The organism is Pseudomonas sp. GL_103 (assembly GCF_057835175.1).
Genome location: NZ_CM174420.1, coordinates 5,428,875 through 5,449,036 on the forward strand (window position 1 = coordinate 5,428,875; position 20,162 = coordinate 5,449,036).

At 59.0% G+C, this 20,162-nt stretch carries 20 protein-coding genes; 8 read left to right on the top strand and 12 right to left on the bottom strand.

Features of this window, described 5'->3' with window-relative positions; all coding sequences use genetic code 11:
* Positions 1–114: 114 nt before the first annotated feature.
* Positions 115–1,653 (bottom strand): murein biosynthesis integral membrane protein MurJ, encoded by a 1,539-nt coding sequence (gene murJ / locus AC3IP0_RS24455; RefSeq protein ID WP_489326099.1) that lies wholly within the window; start codon positions 1,651–1,653, stop codon positions 115–117.
* Between the two features lie 252 nt (positions 1,654–1,905).
* On the opposite strand from murJ, the gene rpsT reads away from it, so the two are divergent.
* Positions 1,906–2,184 (top strand): 30S ribosomal protein S20, encoded by a 279-nt coding sequence (gene rpsT, locus AC3IP0_RS24460; RefSeq protein ID WP_007970922.1) that lies wholly within the window; start codon positions 1,906–1,908, stop codon positions 2,182–2,184.
* 184 nt (positions 2,185–2,368) lie between these two features.
* Here the strand turns inward: rpsT and AC3IP0_RS24465 are convergent, their stop codons facing one another.
* The 5 genes from AC3IP0_RS24465 to rplU form a co-directional block, all read right to left on the bottom strand.
* A complete protein-coding gene (locus AC3IP0_RS24465; RefSeq protein ID WP_046041772.1) occupies positions 2,369–2,833 on the bottom strand; it encodes a CreA family protein in 465 nt (154 codons plus the stop codon).
* A 12-nt stretch (positions 2,834–2,845) separates the two neighbouring features.
* Positions 2,846–3,964 (bottom strand): glutamate 5-kinase, encoded by a 1,119-nt coding sequence (proB, locus tag AC3IP0_RS24470; RefSeq protein ID WP_150727089.1) that lies wholly within the window; start codon positions 3,962–3,964, stop codon positions 2,846–2,848.
* 137 nt (positions 3,965–4,101) lie between these two features.
* Complete coding sequence (gene cgtA / locus AC3IP0_RS24475) at positions 4,102–5,325, bottom strand: Obg family GTPase CgtA (protein WP_150716722.1); 1,224 nt, start codon at positions 5,323–5,325, stop codon at positions 4,102–4,104.
* A 195-nt stretch (positions 5,326–5,520) separates the two neighbouring features.
* Positions 5,521–5,778 (bottom strand): 50S ribosomal protein L27, encoded by a 258-nt coding sequence (gene rpmA / locus AC3IP0_RS24480; RefSeq protein WP_003281574.1) that lies wholly within the window; start codon positions 5,776–5,778, stop codon positions 5,521–5,523.
* A gap of 35 nt (positions 5,779–5,813) precedes the next feature.
* Positions 5,814–6,128, bottom strand: a complete 315-nt coding sequence (rplU, locus tag AC3IP0_RS24485) for a 50S ribosomal protein L21 (protein WP_003176051.1) — start codon at positions 6,126–6,128, stop codon at positions 5,814–5,816.
* Between the two features lie 239 nt (positions 6,129–6,367).
* On the opposite strand from rplU, the gene AC3IP0_RS24490 reads away from it, so the two are divergent.
* The 3 genes from AC3IP0_RS24490 to AC3IP0_RS24500 all read left to right on the top strand — a co-directional run bounded on the left by AC3IP0_RS24490 (position 6,368) and on the right by AC3IP0_RS24500 (position 8,296).
* Positions 6,368–7,336, top strand: coding sequence for a polyprenyl synthetase family protein (locus AC3IP0_RS24490; protein ID WP_008052062.1), 969 nt, complete (start codon positions 6,368–6,370; stop codon positions 7,334–7,336).
* 157 nt (positions 7,337–7,493) lie between these two features.
* On the top strand, positions 7,494–7,835 hold the full coding sequence (locus tag AC3IP0_RS24495; RefSeq protein WP_020798653.1) for a zinc ribbon domain-containing protein YjdM: 342 nt from the start codon (positions 7,494–7,496) through the stop codon (positions 7,833–7,835).
* A 203-nt stretch (positions 7,836–8,038) separates the two neighbouring features.
* The gene (locus AC3IP0_RS24500; protein ID WP_008052059.1) at positions 8,039–8,296 is read left to right on the top strand and encodes a PA4570 family protein; all 258 of its coding nucleotides are present in this window, start codon (positions 8,039–8,041) and stop codon (positions 8,294–8,296) included.
* A 134-nt stretch (positions 8,297–8,430) separates the two neighbouring features.
* Here AC3IP0_RS24500 and bamJ read toward each other — a convergent pair whose 3' ends face one another.
* The 3 genes from bamJ to AC3IP0_RS24515 form a co-directional block, all read right to left on the bottom strand.
* The gene (gene bamJ / locus AC3IP0_RS24505) at positions 8,431–9,048 is read right to left on the bottom strand and encodes a BamJ family beta-barrel-assembly machinery protein (protein ID WP_008052058.1); all 618 of its coding nucleotides are present in this window, start codon (positions 9,046–9,048) and stop codon (positions 8,431–8,433) included.
* A 121-nt stretch (positions 9,049–9,169) separates the two neighbouring features.
* Positions 9,170–9,460, bottom strand: coding sequence for a DUF6482 family protein (locus tag AC3IP0_RS24510; protein ID WP_489317290.1), 291 nt, complete (start codon positions 9,458–9,460; stop codon positions 9,170–9,172).
* 131 nt (positions 9,461–9,591) lie between these two features.
* Positions 9,592–10,080 carry a TIGR00645 family protein gene (locus tag AC3IP0_RS24515; protein ID WP_489317291.1) on the bottom strand — a complete coding sequence of 163 codons (489 nt, stop codon included), beginning with the start codon at positions 10,078–10,080 and terminating at the stop codon, positions 9,592–9,594.
* A 171-nt stretch (positions 10,081–10,251) separates the two neighbouring features.
* On the opposite strand from AC3IP0_RS24515, the gene AC3IP0_RS24520 reads away from it, so the two are divergent.
* Positions 10,252–12,081, top strand: a complete 1,830-nt coding sequence (locus tag AC3IP0_RS24520; RefSeq protein WP_489317292.1) for a hypothetical protein — start codon at positions 10,252–10,254, stop codon at positions 12,079–12,081.
* Between the two features lie 6 nt (positions 12,082–12,087).
* Here AC3IP0_RS24520 and AC3IP0_RS24525 read toward each other — a convergent pair whose 3' ends face one another.
* Positions 12,088–12,429, bottom strand: a complete 342-nt coding sequence (locus AC3IP0_RS24525; RefSeq protein WP_008052055.1) for a PA4575 family protein — start codon at positions 12,427–12,429, stop codon at positions 12,088–12,090.
* 302 nt (positions 12,430–12,731) lie between these two features.
* Positions 12,732–15,170, bottom strand: a complete 2,439-nt coding sequence (locus AC3IP0_RS24530; RefSeq protein WP_489317293.1) for a Lon protease family protein — start codon at positions 15,168–15,170, stop codon at positions 12,732–12,734.
* A 279-nt stretch (positions 15,171–15,449) separates the two neighbouring features.
* Between AC3IP0_RS24530 and AC3IP0_RS24535 the strand changes: the two genes are divergently transcribed.
* The 3 genes from AC3IP0_RS24535 (at position 15,450) to AC3IP0_RS24545 (ending at position 18,751) form a co-directional block, all read left to right on the top strand.
* Positions 15,450–15,938, top strand: coding sequence for a DUF3015 domain-containing protein (locus AC3IP0_RS24535; RefSeq protein WP_008052053.1), 489 nt, complete (start codon positions 15,450–15,452; stop codon positions 15,936–15,938).
* 93 nt (positions 15,939–16,031) lie between these two features.
* Positions 16,032–17,885 (top strand): Lnb N-terminal periplasmic domain-containing protein, encoded by a 1,854-nt coding sequence (locus AC3IP0_RS24540; protein WP_489317294.1) that lies wholly within the window; start codon positions 16,032–16,034, stop codon positions 17,883–17,885.
* Positions 17,886–18,256: 371 nt separating this feature from the next.
* Complete coding sequence (locus AC3IP0_RS24545) at positions 18,257–18,751, top strand: GreA/GreB family elongation factor (protein ID WP_489317295.1); 495 nt, start codon at positions 18,257–18,259, stop codon at positions 18,749–18,751.
* On the opposite strand, the gene gdhA is transcribed toward AC3IP0_RS24545, so the two are convergent.
* Positions 18,748–20,085: an NADP-specific glutamate dehydrogenase gene (gdhA, locus tag AC3IP0_RS24550; protein WP_489317296.1), complete on the bottom strand. Its 1,338-nt coding sequence runs from the start codon at positions 20,083–20,085 to the stop codon at positions 18,748–18,750. The two genes, AC3IP0_RS24545 and gdhA, sit on opposite strands and share 4 nt — an antisense overlap.
* Positions 20,086–20,162 lie beyond the last annotated feature (77 nt).

Here is a 20,162-nt window from a genome sequence, read left to right on the forward strand (position 1 = left end):
CATAAAGTGGTCGATTATAACCACACCCGGCGGCCGACGACAGGCAACACCGTAACCCAAAGTGATCGAGCCGACAAAACTGCCGGATCGCCCGTGTTTATCGAGGCCAGAACCTCAGCCCAGCGTCTTGCGATTGAAGTCGCGCAAACGGAAGCCCATCAACACTAACATGCCGAAATAAGCCACCACGCCCGCCGCCACCAACGCCCCCAGGCGCAAGAAGCGTTCGAGCATTTGCCCCTGATCCCAGGCCGGCATGAAGTGCATCGCACCCAACAATACCGCGGACATTACCGCAACAGCGACCAGCAGCTTGAAAGTGAACTTCGCCCAGCCCGGCTGCGGCTGGTACATCTGCTGCTTGCGCAGTTGATAGAACAGCAATCCGGCATTGAGGCAAGCACCGGCACTGATCGCCAAGGCCAGGCCCGCGTGAGCCAGGGGGCCGATCAGCACCAGGTTGAACAGCTGGGTGACCACCAGGGTAAAAATCGCGATTTTTACCGGTGTACGGATGTTTTGTTGCGCATAAAAGCCAGGGGCCAGCACTTTGATCATAATAATCCCGAGCAACCCGACCGAATAAGCGATCAGGGCACGCTGGGTCATCGATGCATCAAACGCATTGAACTGGCCGTACTGGAACAAAGAAACCGTCAGCGGCTCCGCCAGAATCCCCAACGCCAGCGAGCAAGGCAGCACCAATACGAAGCACAGGCGCAGGCCCCAGTCGAGGATGCGCGAATACTCGTGACGATCCTTGTTGGCGTAGGTCTTGGCCAGGGTCGGCAACAGAATCGTCCCCAGCGCCACGCCCAGCACGCCGGAAGGCAGCTCCATCAATCGGTCGGCGTAGTACATCCAGGACACGGACCCGGCAACCAGGAACGAAGCGAAGATGGTGTTGATGATCAGCGAAATCTGGCTCACCGAGACACCGAGGATGGCTGGCAGCATCTGCTTCATTACGCGCCAGACACCGGTATCATGCAGATTCAGGCGCGGCAGCACCAGCATGCCGATCTTTTTCAGGTGCGGCAGCTGATAGAGCAACTGCGCCAGGCCGCCCACCAGAACCGCCCAGCCGAGCGCCATTACGGGCGGATCGAAGTAGGGTGTCAGGAACAACGCAAAAATAATCATGCTGACGTTGAGCAGCGTCGGCACGAATGCCGGGACCGAAAAACGGTTCCAGGTGTTGAGGATCGCGCCCGCCAGCGACGAAAGGGAAATCAGCAATATGTAGGGAAAGGTCACCCGCAACAGGTTGGAAGTGAGCTCGAATTTTTCCGGGGTATCAGTGAAACCCGGCGCAGTGACCCAGATGACCCACGGCGCGGCGATCATGCCCAACACCGTGACCAGCGCCAGTACCAGCGTCAGCAGGCCCGAGACATAGGCAATGAATGTGCGGGTCGCCTCTTCACCCTGCTGGCTTTTGTATTCCGCAAGTATCGGCACGAATGCCTGGGAAAACGCCCCCTCGGCAAAGATCCGGCGCAGCAGGTTTGGCAGTTTGAAGGCGATAAAGAAGGCGTCGGTCGCCATTCCCGCGCCAAATGCCCGCGCAATGAGGGTGTCTCGAACAAATCCCAGAATCCGGGAAAGCATCGTGATAGAGCTGACGGCGGCCAACGATTTGAGCAAATTCATGGAAAGAGTTTGTGCCTGTCGATAAACAGCAGGCGAACTACGCGCCTACTTATGCGATACTCCGCGCCGCAACAGCACAGAGCCAAAGCTCGCGAGTTTACAGGTCGCACGCTGGAAAGAAATCTCCAAGCTTGCTTCACCTACCACTTAGCGGAACGTCTCAACCGCCCTTGACAAGACCTCAACTCATCGGCATGATTCGCGGCCTATTTTGTTTGCTATTTCCTAAAAAGTCTTTCGAGGAGCTCGACGGTGGCCAACTCACCTTCCGCCAAAAAACGTGCAAAACAGGCTGAGAAGCGTCGCAGCCACAACGCCAGCCTGCGTTCCATGGTTCGTACCTACATCAAGAATGTAGTTAAGGCCATCGACGCAAAAGACGCTGCCAAAGCTCAAGCTGCTTACGTTCTGGCTGTGCCAGTTATCGACCGTATGGCCGATAAAGGCATCATCCACAAGAACAAGGCCGCTCGTCATAAGAGCCGCCTGAATGGCCACGTCAAGGCCCTGAACGTTGCCGCTGCTGCCTAAGCGACTCGTTCATTAAAAAACCGACCTCAGGGTCGGTTTTTTATTGCCTGCGATTCAGTGATTTCGACGCAAAAAAATGTGGGAGCGGGCTTGCTCGCGAAGAGGCCGTGTCAGTCGCCAATTATGCTGAATGACACACCGCCTTCGCGAGCAAGCTCGCTCCCACAGTTTGATTTGCGTGAAATTACTGAGCGTGCGCCCACGGCAAAATCGGAATCGCCGTCACCGCATTCTGCGGACTGCCCTCGATCAAGCGATCGCTATACACCAGATACACCAGCGTATTGCGCTTCTTGTCGAGAAACCGCACCACCTGCATGGTCTTGAACACCAGGGACGTGCGCTCCTTGAACACCTCGTCGCCATCCTTGAGCTCACCCTTGAAGCTGATCGGCCCGACCTGCCGGCAAGCGATAGACGCTTCGGCACGATCCTCGGCCAAACCAAGACCGCCCTTCACCCCACCGGTCTTGGCGCGCGACAGATAGCAGGTCACGCCATCGACCTTGGGATCATCAAAGGCCTCGACCACGATCCGGTCATTCGGCCCGACGAACTTGAACACCGTCGACACCTGACCGATCTCTTCGGCCGAAGCCAGCAGCGGCATTGCCATCAGCAACCCCAACAATCCTTTTGCCACGCGCATTCAGGTATTCCTTCAGACCAGGATCAAGTTATCGCGATGAACCAGTTCCGGTTCCGCCATGTAACCCAACAGACCGACAATCGCCTCGGACGACTGACCGATGATTTTTTGCGCTTCCAGCGCGCTGTAGTTGGCCAGGCCACGGGCAATCTCGCGACCGTCCGGCGCCACACAAACCACCATCTCGCCGCGACGGAAGCTGCCCTGCACCAATTTGACCCCAACCGGCAGCAAGCTCTTGTTGCCTTGGGACAACGCGATCACCGCACCCGCATCCAGCACCAGGGTGCCACGGGTTTGCAAATGACCGGCCAGCCACTGCTTGCGTGCCGCCAGCATGCCGCGCTCCGGCGACAGCAGGGTGCCAATGCGCTCGCCTGCCTTGAGGCGATCGAGCACGCGCTCAATGCGCCCGCCAACGATGATGGTATGAGCACCGGAACGGGCCGCCAGGCGCGCAGCACGCAATTTGGTCTGCATGCCACCACGCCCCAGCGCACCACCAGTACCACCCGCCACCGCGTCGAGTGCCGGATCATCGGCACGCGCCTCGTAAATCAGCTGGGCATCCGGATTGTTACGCGGATCGGCGTCGAACATGCCATCGCGATCCGTCAGGATCACCAGCAGATCAGCCTCGACCAGGTTGGCCACCAGCGCCGCCAGGGTGTCGTTGTCGCCAAAACGGATTTCGTCGGTGACCACGGTGTCATTCTCGTTGATCACCGGAATGACCTTCAGCTCGACCAGCGCACGCAAAGTGCTGCGGGCGTTCAGGTAGCGCTTGCGATCGGACAAGTCGTCGTGAGTCAGGAGAATCTGCGCGGTATGCCGGCCATGCTCGGCAAAGCTCGACTCCCAGGCCTGCACCAACCCCATCTGGCCGATTGCGGCGGCAGCCTGAAGTTCGTGCATCGCACTGGGTCGCGAGGTCCAGCCCAAACGGCTCATGCCGGCCGCCACCGCCCCGGAGGACACCAGCACCAGCTCGACACCCGCCTCATGCAAGGCCACCATCTGTTCAACCCAGACACCCATTGCCGCGCGATCCAGGCCTTTGCCGTCCGCCGTCAGCAAAGCGCTGCCGATCTTCACGACCCAACGCTGCGCACCTGTCACCTTGCTCCGCATCATCTTCAACCTTAGCTTGAGGACAGCGCGACCTAGCACTGCCCGTGACGTTATTCGTGGTTACTCATGACCAACAATCGATTTCCAGATACCAAAACGCCGCTCGATTGAGCGGCGCTTAAGTTTATCGCAACGAATCAGTCACGCACGTAAATGATTTCCGGACCGTCTTCGTCATCCACATCTTCTTCGTCCCAATCATCGTCGCCGATGTCGTGGACCGACTTCACGCCGCTGCGACGCAGGGCACGCTTGTCATCCAGCGCCTGCAGTTGCGCGCGGGCTTCGTCTTCGATGCGCTGATCGAGATCGGCCAGCTCTTCCTTGTAGGCCGGGTCATTGGCCAGGCGATCAGCACGGTCTTCCATGTAACGCATGATGTCGTGGCACAGACGCTCGGTACCGAGCTTGGAGATGGCCGAGATCACGTAGACCGGACCCGTCCATTCCAGGCGATCAACGATTTCCTTGACGCGAGCATCGTGCTCTTCATCAAGGATCTGGTCGCACTTGTTCAGGACCAGCCAGCGATCACGCTCCGCCAGGGACGGACTGAACTTGATCAGCTCATTGACGATCACTTCAGCGGCATCCGGTGCGCTGGCGTCATCCAGCGGCGCCATGTCCACGAGGTGCAGCAGCAGACGCGTACGCGCCAAGTGTTTGAGGAAGCGAATGCCCAGGCCCGCACCGTCGGAAGCACCTTCGATCAGACCCGGAATGTCCGCGACCACGAAGCTCTTCCAGCGATCGACACTGACCACACCCAGGTTCGGCACCAGCGTGGTGAACGGGTAGTCGGCAACTTTCGGCTTGGCAGCCGAAACCGAACGGATAAAGGTACTTTTACCGGCGTTCGGCAAGCCCAGCAGACCGACGTCAGCCAGTACTTTCATTTCCAGCTTCAGGTCGCGCTGCTCACCCGGCTTGCCGGGAGTGGTCTGGCGCGGCGCACGGTTGGTACTGGATTTGAAACGGGTGTTGCCCAGACCGTGCCAGCCGCCCTGCACTACCATCAATTTCTGACCAGCCTTGGTCAGGTCACCGATGACTTCCTGAGTCGCGGAATCGATCACCGTGGTGCCGACCGGAACGCGCAGGATCAGGTCTTCACCCTTCTTGCCGGTGCAGTCGGTGCTGCCGCCGTTGGAGCCACGCTCGGCATCGAAGTGCCGGGTGTAACGGTAGTCCACGAGGGTGTTGAGGTTTTCGTCGGCCATCATGTAGATGGAACCGCCGTCACCGCCATCACCGCCGTTCGGGCCACCGTTCTCGATAAATTTTTCCCGACGGAAACTCATGGCGCCATTGCCGCCGTCACCAGCCTTTACGCGAATCGATACTTCATCAACAAACTTCATAACAAACGCCTCTCGCCATACGGACGAGCCGAAAAACAATCAAGACATAAGACTCTTGCAAAAATGAGCGCAGCGACCCTGAACCACGATACCTACATCGTACGCCGACAGCCCATACAAACAGCTTTGCAAGAGACTCACCCCACAAACGAAAAAGCCCCGTCGCGAGACAGGGCTTTTCCAGCGATCGCGCAATTAAGCTGCGACTACGCTCACGTAACGACGACCGAAGGCGCCTTTTACTTCGAACTTGATCACGCCTTCGACTTTAGCGAAGAGGGTGTGATCTTTACCCATGCCAACGCCGTAGCCAGCGTGGAATTGGGTGCCGCGCTGACGCACGATGATGTTGCCTGCTTTGATAGCCTGGCCGCCATACATCTTCACGCCAAGGCGTTTGGCTTCTGAGTCGCGACCGTTACGGGTACTACCACCAGCTTTTTTGTGTGCCATGAGTTCAATTCTCCTAGTGAGGAATTAGGCTGTAATTAAGCCTGAATACCGGTGATTTTGATCTCGGTGTACCACTGGCGGTGGCCCATACGCTTCATGTGGTGCTTACGGCGACGGAACTTGATGATGCGGACTTTATCGTGACGACCTTGGGAGATCACTTCAGCCACAACGGTAGCGCCAGCAACAACTGGAGCGCCGATATTCACGTCGTCGCCATTGGCAACCAACAGAACGCGATCAAAGGTAACGGATTCGCCGGTAGCGATTTCCAGTTTTTCGATCTTCAGGTATTCACCTGGGGCGACTTTGTACTGCTTGCCGCCAGTAACGATTACTGCATAAGACATGGTATTTCTCCGATAATCCTGCTCACCCAGCTCTTTATAAGAAGAGGTATTGGCTGGCATGGCTGCATGGGGCTGGAGGCCCGCTTGCAATTGCGTAAGGCAGGTGCTGCCCAGGAAGTTCAGGGTGCGCGATTGTACGCAAGGCACGAGCGCCTTGCAAGGGGCCGTCCATCGCGCCTTGACACCTGCAAGCGTGAGTCCTAGCATGCCGCGCAACCCTTCTGGAGCGACTGTCGCTGATGCAACCCCAAGCTTTCTACCGCGCGGTGGCGGACGATTTTAGCGCCGTCGACGGCATCATCAAGAAGCAGCTGACTTCTCGAGTGCCGCTGGTATCGAAAATCGGCGATTACATTACCTCGGCCGGCGGTAAACGCCTGCGTCCTTTATTAGTGTTGCTGTGTGGCAAGGCCCTGGGGCGCGAAGGCGACGAACTGCGTCTGCTGGCCGCGACCATCGAGTTCCTGCACACCGCTACCCTGCTGCATGACGACGTGGTCGACATGTCCGGCATGCGCCGTGGCCGCTCGACCGCCAACGCCATGTGGGGCAACGCGCCAAGCGTGCTGGTCGGTGACTTCCTGTATTCGCGCTCGTTCGAAATGATGGTCGAACTGGGCTCGATGCCGGTGATGAAGATCCTTTCGCAAGCCACGCGCATCATCGCCGAAGGCGAAGTGCTGCAGCTGTCGAAGGTTCGTGACGCCAGCACCACCGAAGAAACCTACATGGAAGTCATCCGCGGCAAGACCGCGATGCTCTTCGAAGCCTCGACCCACAGTGCCGCCGCCCTGTGCCAGGCCTCACCGGAACAGGCCGAAGCCCTGCGTACATTCGGTGATCACTTGGGCGTGGCCTTCCAGCTGGTCGATGACCTGCTCGACTACAAAGGCGACGCCGAAACCCTGGGCAAGAACGTCGGTGACGATCTGGCCGAAGGCAAGCCAACCCTGCCGCTGATCTACACCATGCGCGAAGGTACGCCGGAACAGGCCGCCCTGGTGCGCAAGGCGATCCAGAAAGGCGGAATCGAAGACCTGGAAAGCATCCGCGAAGCCGTGGAAGCCTCGGGTTCGCTGGAGTACACCGCGCAACTGGCCCGTGACTATGTGGCCCGGGCGATCAAGTGCCTCGAAGCGCTGCCTGCCAGCGAATACCGCGATGCACTGGTTGAACTGAGTGAATTCGCGGTAGCCCGCACGCATTGATTCTAAAAGCAGGATCAAGAGATCGCAGCCTTCGGCAGCTCCTACACCAACACTGTAGGAGCTGCCGAAGGCTGCGATCTTTTGCTTTCAGCTCCCCGCGCCTGAAAAACCCTATACAATGTGCGCTTTTTAGCGATCCTGAATCCAAGGAGCCTTAGTGAGCACGTTGCCACCCTGCCCAAAATGCAATTCCGAATACACCTATGAAGACGGCGCCCAGCTGATCTGCCCCGAGTGCGCCCACGAATGGTCCGCCAGCGGTGAAGCCGAAGCGGTGTCCGATGACGCTGTGAAAAAAGACTCGGTCGGCAACGTCCTGCAGGACGGCGACACCATCACCGTGATCAAGGACCTCAAGGTCAAGGGTACGTCTTTGGTGGTCAAGGTCGGCACCAAGGTCAAGAACATCCGTCTGTGCGATGGCGATCACGACATCGACTGCAAGATCGACGGCATCGGCCCGATGAAACTCAAGTCCGAGTTCGTCAGAAAAGTCTGAACCTGCTGTTATCCATCCCGCGCCCGGCGTGGGATGGCACCTCCCCCTCCCCGCTTCACCCAGTAAATCCTCGCAATAGCCAAACGCCAGTCGATTTGACCTGACGCAATCTTTACCCGGAAAAAAGCGCAAACAGCCAATAGGCCCTTGCTATTTTATGAATAAGAAATATTCTCATCAAGCCTTCAATGGAGATGAGAACCATGACTTATTTGATCGATGCCTGGCTGGACCGCCCACACCCTTACCTCAGGATCCTGCATCGGGAAACCGGGGAAGTCTGTGCCGTGCTGGAAGAAGAAGCCTTGAGCGAACTGCAGGACCAGGGTGATCTTGACCTCAATGGCCTGAGTTCCAGCGAGCCGGTGGTGCTCAAGGAACTGGTGCGTAATCTGTTTCTGTTCTGCTATGCACGGGCGTTGCGCCCGCACAGTGAACTGCACCACAAGATCGAAATATGAGAGTCACCGAAGAAACTGTGGGAGCGGGCTTGCTCGCGAAAGCGGTGTGTCAGGCAACCTGTTTGTCGACTGAATAAACGCCTTCGCGAGCAAGCTCGCTCCCACATTAGCCCGACGTCATATCGGGCCGGGTATTACAGAACGTCGAGCAGTTCGACGTCGAACACCAGTACGCTGTGCGGCGGGATGCTGCCAACGCCTTGAGCGCCGTAAGCCAGCTCGCTCGGCACGTACAGGCGCCATTTGCTGCCGGCGTTCATCAGTTGCAGGGCTTCGGTCCAGCCGGCGATCACGCCGCCAACCGGGAATTCCGCAGGCTCGCCGCGCTCGTAGGAGCTGTCGAACACAGTGCCGTCGATCAGGGTGCCGTGGTAGTGAGTACGCACGGAGTCTTCACGGGATGGCTTGGCGCCTTCGCCAGCGGTCAGGACTTCGAACTGCAGGCCGGAAGCCAGAGTGGTGATGCCGTCACGCTTGGCGTTTTCAGCCAGGAAGGCCAGGCCTTCGCCAGCCGCTGCTTCAGCCTTGGCTGCAGCTTCGGCTTGCATGATTTCACGGATGACTTTGAAGCTGGCGGACATTTCTTCCTGACCCACACGGCTTGGCTTGCCGGCGAATGCGTCGGTCAGACCGGCCAGGATCGCGTCCAGGCTTACGCCCGGTGGCGGGTTGTCGCGCAGTTGGTCGCCCAGCTGACGGCCAATACCGTAGCTGACGCGGGTTTCGTCGGTGGACAGATTTACTTCGGACATGACACTGCTCCGCTGTGCGGACGGCTCGGGAACTTGCCATGCGTGCACAGCGCGTCCCGGAGCGCCCGGAACCAAAAGGGCCAGCAGACTAGCACAGATGTCATGCCATTGATGAGGGGCCTCAGGCGATCGGCACCTTCAGGTTTTCCTCCACATCGGCAACCAGACCGCACATTTCGTCATGCACGACCGTGTGCACGAGATTGAAGTGCAACTTGGGAAAGGAGCGCAGCACATCACGGGCATGCTCCACCGAACGCAGGCTCATCATTTGCCCGTGCGTATCGCTCAAGGGATACGCCGTGCCATGCATCCGCGCCTCCAGCAGGTAGATGCCTCCCTCCATCGAGATCAGGTTCAGCTCATCGACCTTCCCGGCGACGGCATACGCATTCAACTCTTGCAGGTTCATGAACGCACCTCACGCAGTAGCGAGCCTCTTTACAGGGATAGGCTTCGGCGCATCAAAGCACAAGCCACAAACGACGCCGCCCGTCTGTTTTGCAACAGACGGGCGGCGTGTTTCATGGGGCCGGCAATGGATCAGTGCTTGGTGACTTTATCCAGGTAACCCATGGCAAATGCCGAGATCACGAACGTCATGTGGATGATCACGTACCACTGCAGATGCTCGGGATCGACGTTCTTGGCGTCCATGAAGATGCGCAGCAGGTGAATGGACGAGATCGCCACGATCGACGCGGCTACCTTCATCTTCAGCGACGAAGAGTCCATGGTGCCCAGCCAGTTGAGCTTCTCCTTGCTGTCGTCGATGTCCAGTTGCGAGACGAAGTTCTCGTAGCCGGAAATCATCACCATCACCAGCAGACCGCCCACCAGGGCCATGTCGATCAGCGACAGCAGCACCAGGATCAAGTCAGATTCGGCCATCGAAAACACGTTCGGGATGACGTGGAAGACTTCCTGGAAGAATTTCAGCGCCAGCGCCAACAGCCCGAGGGACAGGCCGAAATAGATCGGCGCCAGCAGCCAGCGCGAGGCGTACATTGTATTTTCGATAAAGCGTTCCATTGAATCTCACATGTTGGGCTGAAAACGGCGGCGAGTATACCAGCCGCCCATCCATACTCAGAAGCAGCCGGAAACCGTCGAAAAATCCGCCACCTGCGCCTGTGTATCAAAGTTTTTCTGCTAGTGTCCAAATCATTGACTGCTCAGTGATGTCGGACAGGAAGACTGGAAATGGATGTGCGATTGCCTTTGACGAGTGCCGGAATTTGCCTGGCGCTGCTGCTGAGCGGCTGCTCACCCAGCGACGAAAAACGCCAGGTCAGCCTCGAAGAAAAAACCGCGCAGTTCGAAAAGTCGCTGGACGCTATCCAGGATCCGAAGCTCAAGGATGCCGTGTCGGAGCTGGGTGGCTCACTGCTGCTGCTCGAACGCGCGCAACTCAAGCTCGACAGCAAGCCGGTGGAGACCGAATACGGCGAAGACGCCCTCGCCATGCTCAAGCACTACCCGAGTCCGCAGGCCCTGGTCGACACCTACATCAACGGGTTGTTCGTTCTGCAAAAGGACTCCGGCTCCGACTACCTGACCGATCTGCAGCCTTTGTTCCCCTTCACTTTCAGCGTTCCTGCGGCGTTTTTGTTTCCCCATGGCCTGGAATGGCAGTCGGTCACGCTAAGCAACAAACGAGTGATTCCCTTCCAGCCGGAATGGTCGGAAACCGACCCCGGCATTCAGCTCAGCCCATCGAGCTCCAACCTGACCAACCCCGATGACCTGACCGTGGCCTACCCCTTCATCGAAGGCCTCGATATCGACAGAAAGCAGCAACCGCAACCGGTGAGCCTGCAAGGCAAGGTCGAAGTCATCGCGCCACGCCGCCTCTACAGCTTCGACCTGACGAAAAAGGACGTAGGCCAGACCCGCTCCAATGACAACCTGAGCGTCAGCCTGCTCACATTGACGAACAACTACGCGGAAATCGAATACAACAACAGCGCACCGCTGGCCCCGGGAGTCAGTGAAACACCGCTCAACCCGTTGATCGTCCAGGCAAGGGACAGCACCGGGCAATTCATCGCACGCGCCGGCTCGATCAACGAAACCTCGGTACAAATTGCCTTCTATCAGCAGCAGCTGGCCAAGATGCAGCAGCAGAAGAGCTGGAGCGAAGCCCTGGAAAAACAGCTCGACGAAGAACGACGCAACTTTGAGAAACAGCAGGCTCGGCATTATTCGAAGGTGTACTTCAACGGGACGATCGAAACCCTCGAAGTCAGCCTGCTGGATTTTTCCGCCGTCACGATCACCCGAAAGGACCTCGACCTGCCGATCCGTCGCTTCGATGCCAATACCACGGACAAGTCCATCCAGCCCTTGAACCTGTCCGTGGTGGTCTATGACGACCAGGCGGCGAGCTGGCTGAAAGGGGCAACGCTGAGTGAGGATCAGCTGAAAAAGAACGTCAGCATCAGTCAGTCGGTCGACGACCCCAGCGCTGCGCGAATCGAATTCACTCACCTGCGTACCTTCAACGATGAACTGCTCGGCACATCGTTCAACCCCGGTGAAAGTCCGGTGAGCTTCTTTACCGAAGACACTCTTGGCAAACGCGACGAGCCGATCGAACTGCCGTCAGAGGCGTACCAGATCGATCCCCTGCGCGGCACCATCACTTACGATCTGAATCTGTTTCCGCAAACCCCGGCCTATGCGGTGGGCTCGATGCCGCTGTTCCTGGCCACGGTCGACAAGCAAACCGTCGATGCCCGTCAACTGCCCATGGGCCTCGCGCTCAAAGACAATGCACTGGTGGTGGACCTGAAGGCATTTCCCGCCCAGGACTGGCGCTTTTTCGCCAAGGACGACAGCGGTAATTACTTGAAGGAGATTCTATCGGTCAGCCATGGCGCGAGCGCACAGGGTCCGGCGCAGTTTGCCGTGCATTACTTCTACGGACAGCCTACGCGCCTGGAAACCTACCAGCGCACTGACCTCGCCACCGTGCAATATGGTTTCGAAGTCAAACTCGACAAGGCCGACATGACGCGCCTTGATCAATAGTGCCACTCAGTGCTCGGGGTGAAACTCGAAGCCGCCCATGTTCCGGCAGCGACCACCGTTGATTTCCCGCAGTTGGGCTTGCAGGTGCAGGCACCAGATTTGCGGATCGTCGGCCAACTCGTAGCCGTGCAGGGTCAGGCTTTCAACGATGGTGTCGAGGATTGATTCAGCGACGAACGGACCGTGAAACGGACCTTGGGCCTTGATGGCCGAAGGTTGTTCACCGGCCATTCCGGCGGCGAACAGCAGAGTCCACATGCCCGTATCTCCCGCCAACGGACGGATGGCACATTCGATACGGGTCACAAGGCCCAGGCATTGACGGGTAAGGCAGAGGTTGCGCGACATGGCGGCGACCCTCGGTAGATCCGGTATTCAGCCCCCATGGGAAGGCTGTTTCGATCCTGTGATTACGTCGATATCCTTGAGCAGAGAATAGAAGAAAAGTCTGGCTTGCAGGCCGGGGCAAGACCGAAAGGCGCCGAATGGTCATAGTGTGAATATTGACGTCATTTCGACGACGCTTTTCCAGTATTCACACAAACAAATGTGGGAGCGGGCTTGCTCGCGAAAGCGGCGTATCAGCCAACATAAATGTTGAATGAAAAGACGCATTCGCGAGCAAGCCCGCTCCCACATGGGTTACTGCATCAGGCCGGCTTGGTTTCCGCCAACGCCTCTTGCGCCAACTCTTTCTCGGCTTCCTTCAGATCATCTTCGCTGATCATTTCCGCGATAACCCGTAGGCGCTCCACAACCCGTGCGTTCACGCTGCCTTCAGGGAACTCGCCATTCTCGTTCGGCTCGCCGGCCGGCTCGCCGACCAGCAAACTCAAGGCTTCGTCGGCCTGACGGACCGCGTAGACATGGAACTGCCCCGCACGCACCGCCGCCAGCACCTTCTCGTCGAGCATCAGCGTGGCGACGTTGGCGTGAGGAATGATTGCCCCCTGCTCGCCGGTCAACCCGCGGGCTTCGCACAGACGGAAGAAGCCCTCGATCTTCTCGTTGACTCCGCCGACCGCCTGCACTTCGCCGAACTGGTTGATCGAACCGGTGATGGCAAAGCACTGCTTGAGCGGGGTTTTCGACAAGGCCGAGATCAGGGTGCAGGCCTCGCCCAGGGAAGCACTGTCGCCATCGACATAACCGTAGGATTGCTCCAGGGCAATGCTCGCGGAAATCGCCAGCGGAAATTCCTGGGCGTAGCGGCTGCCCAGATAACCGGTAAGGATCATCACGCCTTTGGAGTGGATAGGCTGGCCGAGGTTGACCTCGCGCTCGATGTCGACAATGCCGCTGCCGCCCGGGTACACCGTGGCGGAAATCCGCGCCGGTATACCAAAGGCCGAGTCGCCGACTTCCAGCACCGTCAAGCCGTTGCACTTGCCGACCGCCGCGCCAGCGGTGTCGATCAGGATGATCCCGGCCAGCATGTCGTCGAGAATCCGCGCCGAAACCCGCCCGGTCCGCGTGGCCTTGGCCTTGAGCGCACGCTCGATGTGCCCCGCGTCGGTCATTTCATCGCCAGCCAGGTGACGAATGAAATCCGCCTCGCTGACCAGTTGAAACAAATCACCGATACGCGCCGACAAGCGCCCCTGGTGTTCGGCCAGTCGCGCACTGTAGGTCGCCAGGCGCGCCACCGCATCGGCGGTCAGCGGTGCCATGCCTTCTTCGGAAGTACGGGTCTTGAGCAACTGGGCGAACTGCTCAAGGCTCTCGTCGACCATCGGGATGTCTTCGTCGAAATCCACCAGGACGCGGAACATCTCCTGGAAGTCCGGATCGAGGTCTTGCAGCGTGTAATACAGCTGACGGGCACCGATGATGACAACTTTGACCTGCAACGGAATATGCTGCGGCGTAAGGGTGACAGTCGCGAAACGCCCCATCTCGCCCAGCGGCGATTCCATTTTCAGCTTGCGCGATTGCAGGGCACGTTTCAGCGCATCCCACACGAACGGCTCGCTGAGCATTTTGTCCGCTTCAAGGATCAGGAAACCACCGTTGGCGCGGTGCAGCGCACCCGGCCGCAGTTGCCGATACGTCGTATAGAGCGCGCCCTGATCGGTGCTGTATTCGATGCGACCAAAGAGGTTTTCGTAGGTCGGGTGCGGCTCGAACACCACCGGCGCACCGCCGCTGGCCGAATGACCGACCACCAGGCTCGGCGCGTATTGTTCTTCCAGCAACTTGCGGGCGACAGCGTCGGTCTTGCTGTCGTCCACCAGCTGCTCGACCACGGTCTTGAGCAAGTACACCTGCATCGCTTGCAGATAACCGCATACCGCCGCGTTCTCGGCGTACTTCTCCGACAACGGCGACAACAATGGCTGCAAGGCCAGGGTGATGGTTTCTTCGTTCAGATGACGCAACTGGTTGCTCGATTCGCGCTTCCATTGCGGCAGGCTGGCGAGTTCTTCGTTCAGGCGCTCCTCCAGCACGGAAATATCCTCGTGGAAGCGCTCGCGCTCGGCTTCCGGCAACTGGGCGAATTCAGCTTCGTCCAACGCCTTGCCGTCGCTCATCGGGGTGAAGGCGATATTGCTGGCGTCGCGGTACAGCGCGACTTCCTTTTCCAGGGCCAGACGCTCGATGATGTCCAGGGCCTTGTCGTAGCGCTGGTTGAAGGCGCGGTCGATGCTGCTTTTCTTCTGCTGGTAGGACGGATGCTCGAAGACTGCCGGAAACGTCGCCAGCAGGTTGTCGATCAAAACGTTGATATCACCAATGAAGTTACCGGCGGTGCCCGACGGCAACTCCAGGGCACGTGGTTCGCGCGGCTCATCGAAGTTGTTGACGTAGACCCAGTCCGCCGGGGTCTGCAGGCGCTTGCCTTCGGCCTTGAGGTAGCGCTTGACGAACGAGAACCGGCCAGTGCCGGGCTCGCCCATGACGAATACGTTGTAACCGGGGCGTGGCATGGCCACACCGAACTGCAAGGCTTCGACCGCACGTTCCTGGCCAAGCACACCGCGAAAGGGCTCCAGATCATTGGTGGTAGAGAAGCTGAACTGTTCAGCGGAAAACGGACGGGTCAGCGCTTCGGGCGCTAGACGCAAGCTGGCAGCAACAGGATCAGGCATCGGGCTTCCTTAACAATCAGGCGGGGCAGATGACAGCATTCTGGCGCTGCCCATGCCCGACTGGCAAGGAGCGCCGCAGGCCTGAGCATAGTCAATCGGCAAACCCCAGGCGGGCCGGGCTTGCGCCGCCGTTTCCCATGAATGTTTTGCAAAAAATCACGGAACCCCGTGATCGTGCCTAAACTCCAAACTGCGCGGCTGGACTAATGCCCGGCCCACTGGCACCGGAACGGGCCAGAACTCCTTGTCAATTGGTATGCACATAAAGAGAACAAAGCTATGAAACGGATTCTTCTTGGTACTCTCTTCACCGCTGTATCCATCAATGCCATGGCGCAAGCGCCAGGCGGCCCGGATTGCGGTTGGGGCAACATGCTGTTCGAAGGCCAGCGTGGTACTCCAGCTCACTTCCTGGCATCCACCACCAACGGCACCTCCGGCAACGCAACCTTCGGCATGACCTCCGGCACCAACGGTTGCGCAACCAATTCGGCGCTGACCTATGGCGGCAAATCCTGGTTTGCCATGAATGGCATGATGAACGAGCTGTCCGAAGACATGGCCAAGGGTCAGGGCGAAGCGCTGACCACCTATGCCGTGGTACTGGGCGTGGCGCCGGAAGACCGTGCGCACTTCGCCGCCGTCACTCACGAGCACTTCCAGCAGATCTTCAGCAAGGCTGACGTGACCGCAGAAGACGTGCATACCAATACCCTGGCCGTGCTCAAAGCCGACCCTCGTCTGGCCAAGTACGCGACTCAGGCATAAGCTCGACCCGCCCCGCTTCTTTCGGGAAGCGGGTTTTGTTTTTTGGACCTGCCCCTCTTTGGGTCTTTTTCTCAAGTATTTAAGTTGCCTTCTATGCTCAAACGCCTTGCCTGGCTGGCGCTGTGTGTCTGCGCCCCGCTGTCCGCCGCGTCTCACATCGACCCACAACGTTTGCAGCAACTGGCCAACGACCCTTTCTGGATATCCCTGGGCCATTACGAAACCGCCAAGCTCGGCGGCTGGCGCAGCTATGTCAGTGACCGGAAGTTCTTCCTCGCCGTTGACGGCAATGAACATCCGGACCATGAACTGGCAGCGACTGTCCAAGCCTTGTACGCCCCGGCCAGTGCCGGTGAAACACACGCTCAATGCGTCTACCCGGCCCGCACCCGCTGGCTGAAAGAACAACTCGGCCTGACCGGCCTGCCGACGCCGGACTGCGCCGGGTTCACCCAATGGTTCAAGGACGTCTCGCCCGATAGCGCGGTGATGATCTTCCCGGCGGCCTACCTGAACAGCCCGTCCTCGATGTTCGGCCATACCCTGCTGCGTATCGACCAGGCCGAAGTGAAGAGCGACAAGACTTCGCTGCTCAGTTACGCGATCAACTTCGGCGCCTACATCGAGGGCTCGGACAACAGCATCATCTATGCCTGGAAAGGCCTGATGGGCGGCTATCCCGGCCTGTTCGCGATGGTGCCCTATCAGGAAAAACTCTCGGAATACCGCAGCCTGGAAAACCGCGACCTGTGGGAGTACCGCCTGAACCTGACCCAGCAGGAAACCGCGCGCATGGTCGAGCACGTATGGGAGCTGAAGCAGATCAAATTCGACTATTTCTTCTTCGACGAAAACTGCTCATACCGCTTGCTGGAACTGCTGCAAGTGGCCCGCCCAGGCCTGCGCCTGACCGAGCAATTCCCGCTCACGGCCATCCCGACCGACACCGTCAAAGCCGTGAAAGCGGCCGGGCTGGTGGAGTCCATCCAGTATCGTCCGTCCCGGGAGCGCGAACTGCTCAGCCGCGCCGAGCCGTTGAACCCTGAAGAGCAGCAATGGGTGCTGAAAGTCAGCGCCGACCAGAAACAATTGCAGGACCCGGCGTTCAAGGCACAACCCCGCGACCGTCAGGCGCTGATCATCGATGCGGCCTATCGTCTGGAGCGTTACCGCGCCAACGGCCAGGAACGCGACCCGGCACGCGCCCAGCGCAGCTTCGAACTGCTGAGGGCAATCAACCAGAACCCGGCGCCGGAACTGGATATCCCGCAACCGGGCCTGCCTGAAGACGGTCACGAGTCCCGCACCTGGCAGCTCGGCCTCGGCACCCGTGGAGATAAAGCCTTTGGCGAGTACGGCTTGCGCATGGCTTATCACGACCTCAATGACAACAACGAAAGCTTTCCCCTTGGCGCGCAGATCGAAATCCTGCAATTGAAACTGCGCCAGTACGAAGGCAATGACTGGCAAGTGCAGCAACTGGACCTGGCCACCATTCGCTCCCTGACTCCGCGTAACGAGCTGCTGCAACCGCTGTCATGGCAAGTCACTGGTGGTCTGGAGCGGGTGCCGGGCAAGCACGATGACCAGACCCTGGTCAGCCACGTCAACGGCGGTGGTGGTGGCACCTGGCAACTGGGCGACGACACGCTCGGCTTTGCCCTGGGCACCGTGCGTATCGAGCACAACAACGACTTCGCCGCATTCATTGCCCCGGCCGCCGGTTTCAACAGTGGTGTGCTGTGGAACAACCCGCTGGGCAATTTGAGCCTGGAAGCCAAGGGCGATTTCTTCACCAATGGTGAAGTGCGCCGTAGCCTGAGCCTGAATCAGCAGTGGGAAATATCCCGCAATCTCGGACTGCGCTTGAGCGCCCAGCGCGAGTTCAGCCATTTGGCGACGGCCGAGAACGAAGTGATGCTTGAGCTGAAGTGGTATCACTACTGACCTGACACACCACTTACCCTGTGGGAGCGGGCTTGCTCGCGAATGCGATATGCCACTCAACATTGATGCTGGCTGACACGCCCCTTTCGCGAGCAAGCCCGCTCCCACAGGGGTTATGTGGTGTTCGACGAAATGCCTACACACCTTTCACAACCACCCGACGAATCCACTTCTAGACTTTATCTATGGGAGGCGTATCCAGGACCGCGGGGATGAGCGCAACAGTCCTCTGGTGGAACGGGACAAAGCCTGGCAGCAGCAGAAGGATCAGGACGCCGCCCGGGCCTATCACTCGCCATAAGTCGCTTTCAGACATCCAGTGAAACCAAATGCCTGCGACCATGACCCAAACCCTATACCGGGAGAATTCCATGAGCCGTGCCTTCGTCAATGAAGATAACGCCGCCGCGCAAGCCGATCAGCCTGTCGAACGGCAGGTCAGCGCGCAGCCCAATTACGTCACGCCGCAAGGCCTGGACCTGTTGCAGGGAAAAGTCGCCGAACTGCAAACCCTGCACGCCGAACAATCGGCAAAAGGCGAGCAGGCCGACAAGCAGCGCCTGGCGGATCTCGAACGTGATTTGCGTTACTTCAAGCAGCGCCTGGGCAGCGCTCAGGTGGTACCCGCCGCGACTTCGACCGAGAAAGTGCAGATCGGCAGTTGGGTGACCTACGCCGATGAACACGCCACCGAACGCCGGATACAACTGGTGGGCGAAGATCAGGCCGATGCCGCCCACGGCCTGATCAATTGGGGTTCACCGCTGGGGCGGGCACTGCTCGGTGCGCGACTCAACGATGAAGTGCTGTGGCAGCGCCCCGCCGGGGATCAACTGATTGAAGTGATCCGTATCGAGCCGACTTAGACCACACCTTGGGCGAGCATGGCATCAGCAACCTTGACGAAGCCGGCGATGTTCGCGCCTTTGACGTAGTTGACCCGGCCGTTCTCTTCTCCGTAATGCACGCAAGCGTGGTGAATCGACTGCATGATCGCGTGCAGCTTGCTGTCCACTTCGCCACCGGTCCACGCCAGGCGCATGGCGTTCTGCGACATCTCCAGCCCGCTCACCGCCACACCACCGGCGTTGGATGCCTTGCCCGGCGCGAACAGAATGTCGGCCTCGATGAACAGATCCACTGCCTCAAGGGTGGTCGGCATGTTCGCGCCTTCGGCCACGCAGATGCAGCCGTTGCGCAGCAAGGTACGAGCAGCCTGGGCATCCAGTTCGTTTTGCGTCGCACACGGCAGCGCGATGTCGCAGCTCAGACTCCATGGCAGCTCACCGGCGCGGAACTCCAGGCCAAAACGGTCGGCCAGTTCACGGATGCGCCCGCGCTGTACGTTTTTCAGTTCCAGCACCGCCAGCCATTGCTCCTCGGTCAAACCGCTTTCGCAATACAACGTACCCTCGGAGTCGGACAGCGAAATCACCTTGCCGCCCAGGTCCATGACCTTACGCGCCGCGTATTGCGCGACGTTGCCGGAACCGGAGATTGCCACTCGCTTGCCCTCGACTGCCAAACCGCGGCGCTTGAGCATTTCTTCGGCGAAGTACACGCAACCGAAACCGGTGGCTTCAGGGCGAATCAGGCTGCCGCCGTAGCTTGGGCCTTTGCCGGTCAGCACGCTGGTGAACTGGTTGCTCAGGCGCTTGTACTGGCCGAACAGGAAACCGATTTCCCGCGCGCCGACACCGATGTCCCCGGCCGGCACGTCAACGTCGGCACCAATGTGGCGGTACAACTCGCTCATGAAGGCCTGGCAGAAGCGCATGACTTCCGCATCGCTTTTGCCTTTGGGGTCGAAGTCCGAACCGCCCTTGCCGCCGCCCATTGGCAATGAAGTCAGGGAGTTCTTGAAGGTCTGCTCGAAGGCGAGGAATTTCAGCACGCCCATGTTCACCGAAGGGTGGAAACGCAGGCCACCCTTGTATGGGCCGATCGCGCTGTTCATCTGGATGCGGAAACCACGATTGACCTGGACCTTGCCCTGATCGTCGACCCACGACACGCGAAACACCACCGCCCGCTCCGGCTCGCAGATGCGCTCCAGGATGCCCGAGGTCAGGTAATGCGGATTGGCTTCAAGAAACGGCCACAGAGTGCGCAGGACTTCTTCTACAGCCTGGTGGAATTCGGGTTGATCCGGGTCGCGTTTTTTCAGGCGCGCAAGAAAGGATTCGACGGATTCGATCATGGAAAAGTCTCGGCAAATTTATTGTCGTTGGAGGAGATTGGGCCGGACTGTAACAAACGATTCGCGCACAAGAACAG

Coding starts and splice junctions, on each gene's coding strand:
- murJ (WP_489326099.1), bottom strand. CDS start 1,653: ATGAATTTGCTCAAATCGTTGGCCGCCGTCAGCTCTATCACGATGCTT.
- AC3IP0_RS24465 (WP_046041772.1), bottom strand. CDS start 2,833: ATGCGCGTGGCAAAAGGATTGTTGGGGTTGCTGATGGCAATGCCGCTG.
- proB (WP_150727089.1), bottom strand. CDS start 3,964: ATGCGGAGCAAGGTGACAGGTGCGCAGCGTTGGGTCGTGAAGATCGGC.
- cgtA (WP_150716722.1), bottom strand. CDS start 5,325: ATGAAGTTTGTTGATGAAGTATCGATTCGCGTAAAGGCTGGTGACGGC.
- rpmA (WP_003281574.1), bottom strand. CDS start 5,778: ATGGCACACAAAAAAGCTGGTGGTAGTACCCGTAACGGTCGCGACTCA.
- rplU (WP_003176051.1), bottom strand. CDS start 6,128: ATGTCTTATGCAGTAATCGTTACTGGCGGCAAGCAGTACAAAGTCGCC.
- AC3IP0_RS24490 (WP_008052062.1), top strand. CDS start 6,368: ATGCAACCCCAAGCTTTCTACCGCGCGGTGGCGGACGATTTTAGCGCC.
- AC3IP0_RS24500 (WP_008052059.1), top strand. CDS start 8,039: ATGACTTATTTGATCGATGCCTGGCTGGACCGCCCACACCCTTACCTC.
- bamJ (WP_008052058.1), bottom strand. CDS start 9,048: ATGTCCGAAGTAAATCTGTCCACCGACGAAACCCGCGTCAGCTACGGT.
- AC3IP0_RS24510 (WP_489317290.1), bottom strand. CDS start 9,460: ATGAACCTGCAAGAGTTGAATGCGTATGCCGTCGCCGGGAAGGTCGAT.
- AC3IP0_RS24515 (WP_489317291.1), bottom strand. CDS start 10,080: ATGGAACGCTTTATCGAAAATACAATGTACGCCTCGCGCTGGCTGCTG.
- AC3IP0_RS24520 (WP_489317292.1), top strand. CDS start 10,252: ATGGATGTGCGATTGCCTTTGACGAGTGCCGGAATTTGCCTGGCGCTG.
- AC3IP0_RS24525 (WP_008052055.1), bottom strand. CDS start 12,429: ATGTCGCGCAACCTCTGCCTTACCCGTCAATGCCTGGGCCTTGTGACC.
- AC3IP0_RS24530 (WP_489317293.1), bottom strand. CDS start 15,170: ATGCCTGATCCTGTTGCTGCCAGCTTGCGTCTAGCGCCCGAAGCGCTG.
- AC3IP0_RS24535 (WP_008052053.1), top strand. CDS start 15,450: ATGAAACGGATTCTTCTTGGTACTCTCTTCACCGCTGTATCCATCAAT.
- AC3IP0_RS24540 (WP_489317294.1), top strand. CDS start 16,032: ATGCTCAAACGCCTTGCCTGGCTGGCGCTGTGTGTCTGCGCCCCGCTG.
- AC3IP0_RS24545 (WP_489317295.1), top strand. CDS start 18,257: ATGAGCCGTGCCTTCGTCAATGAAGATAACGCCGCCGCGCAAGCCGAT.
- gdhA (WP_489317296.1), bottom strand. CDS start 20,085: ATGATCGAATCCGTCGAATCCTTTCTTGCGCGCCTGAAAAAACGCGAC.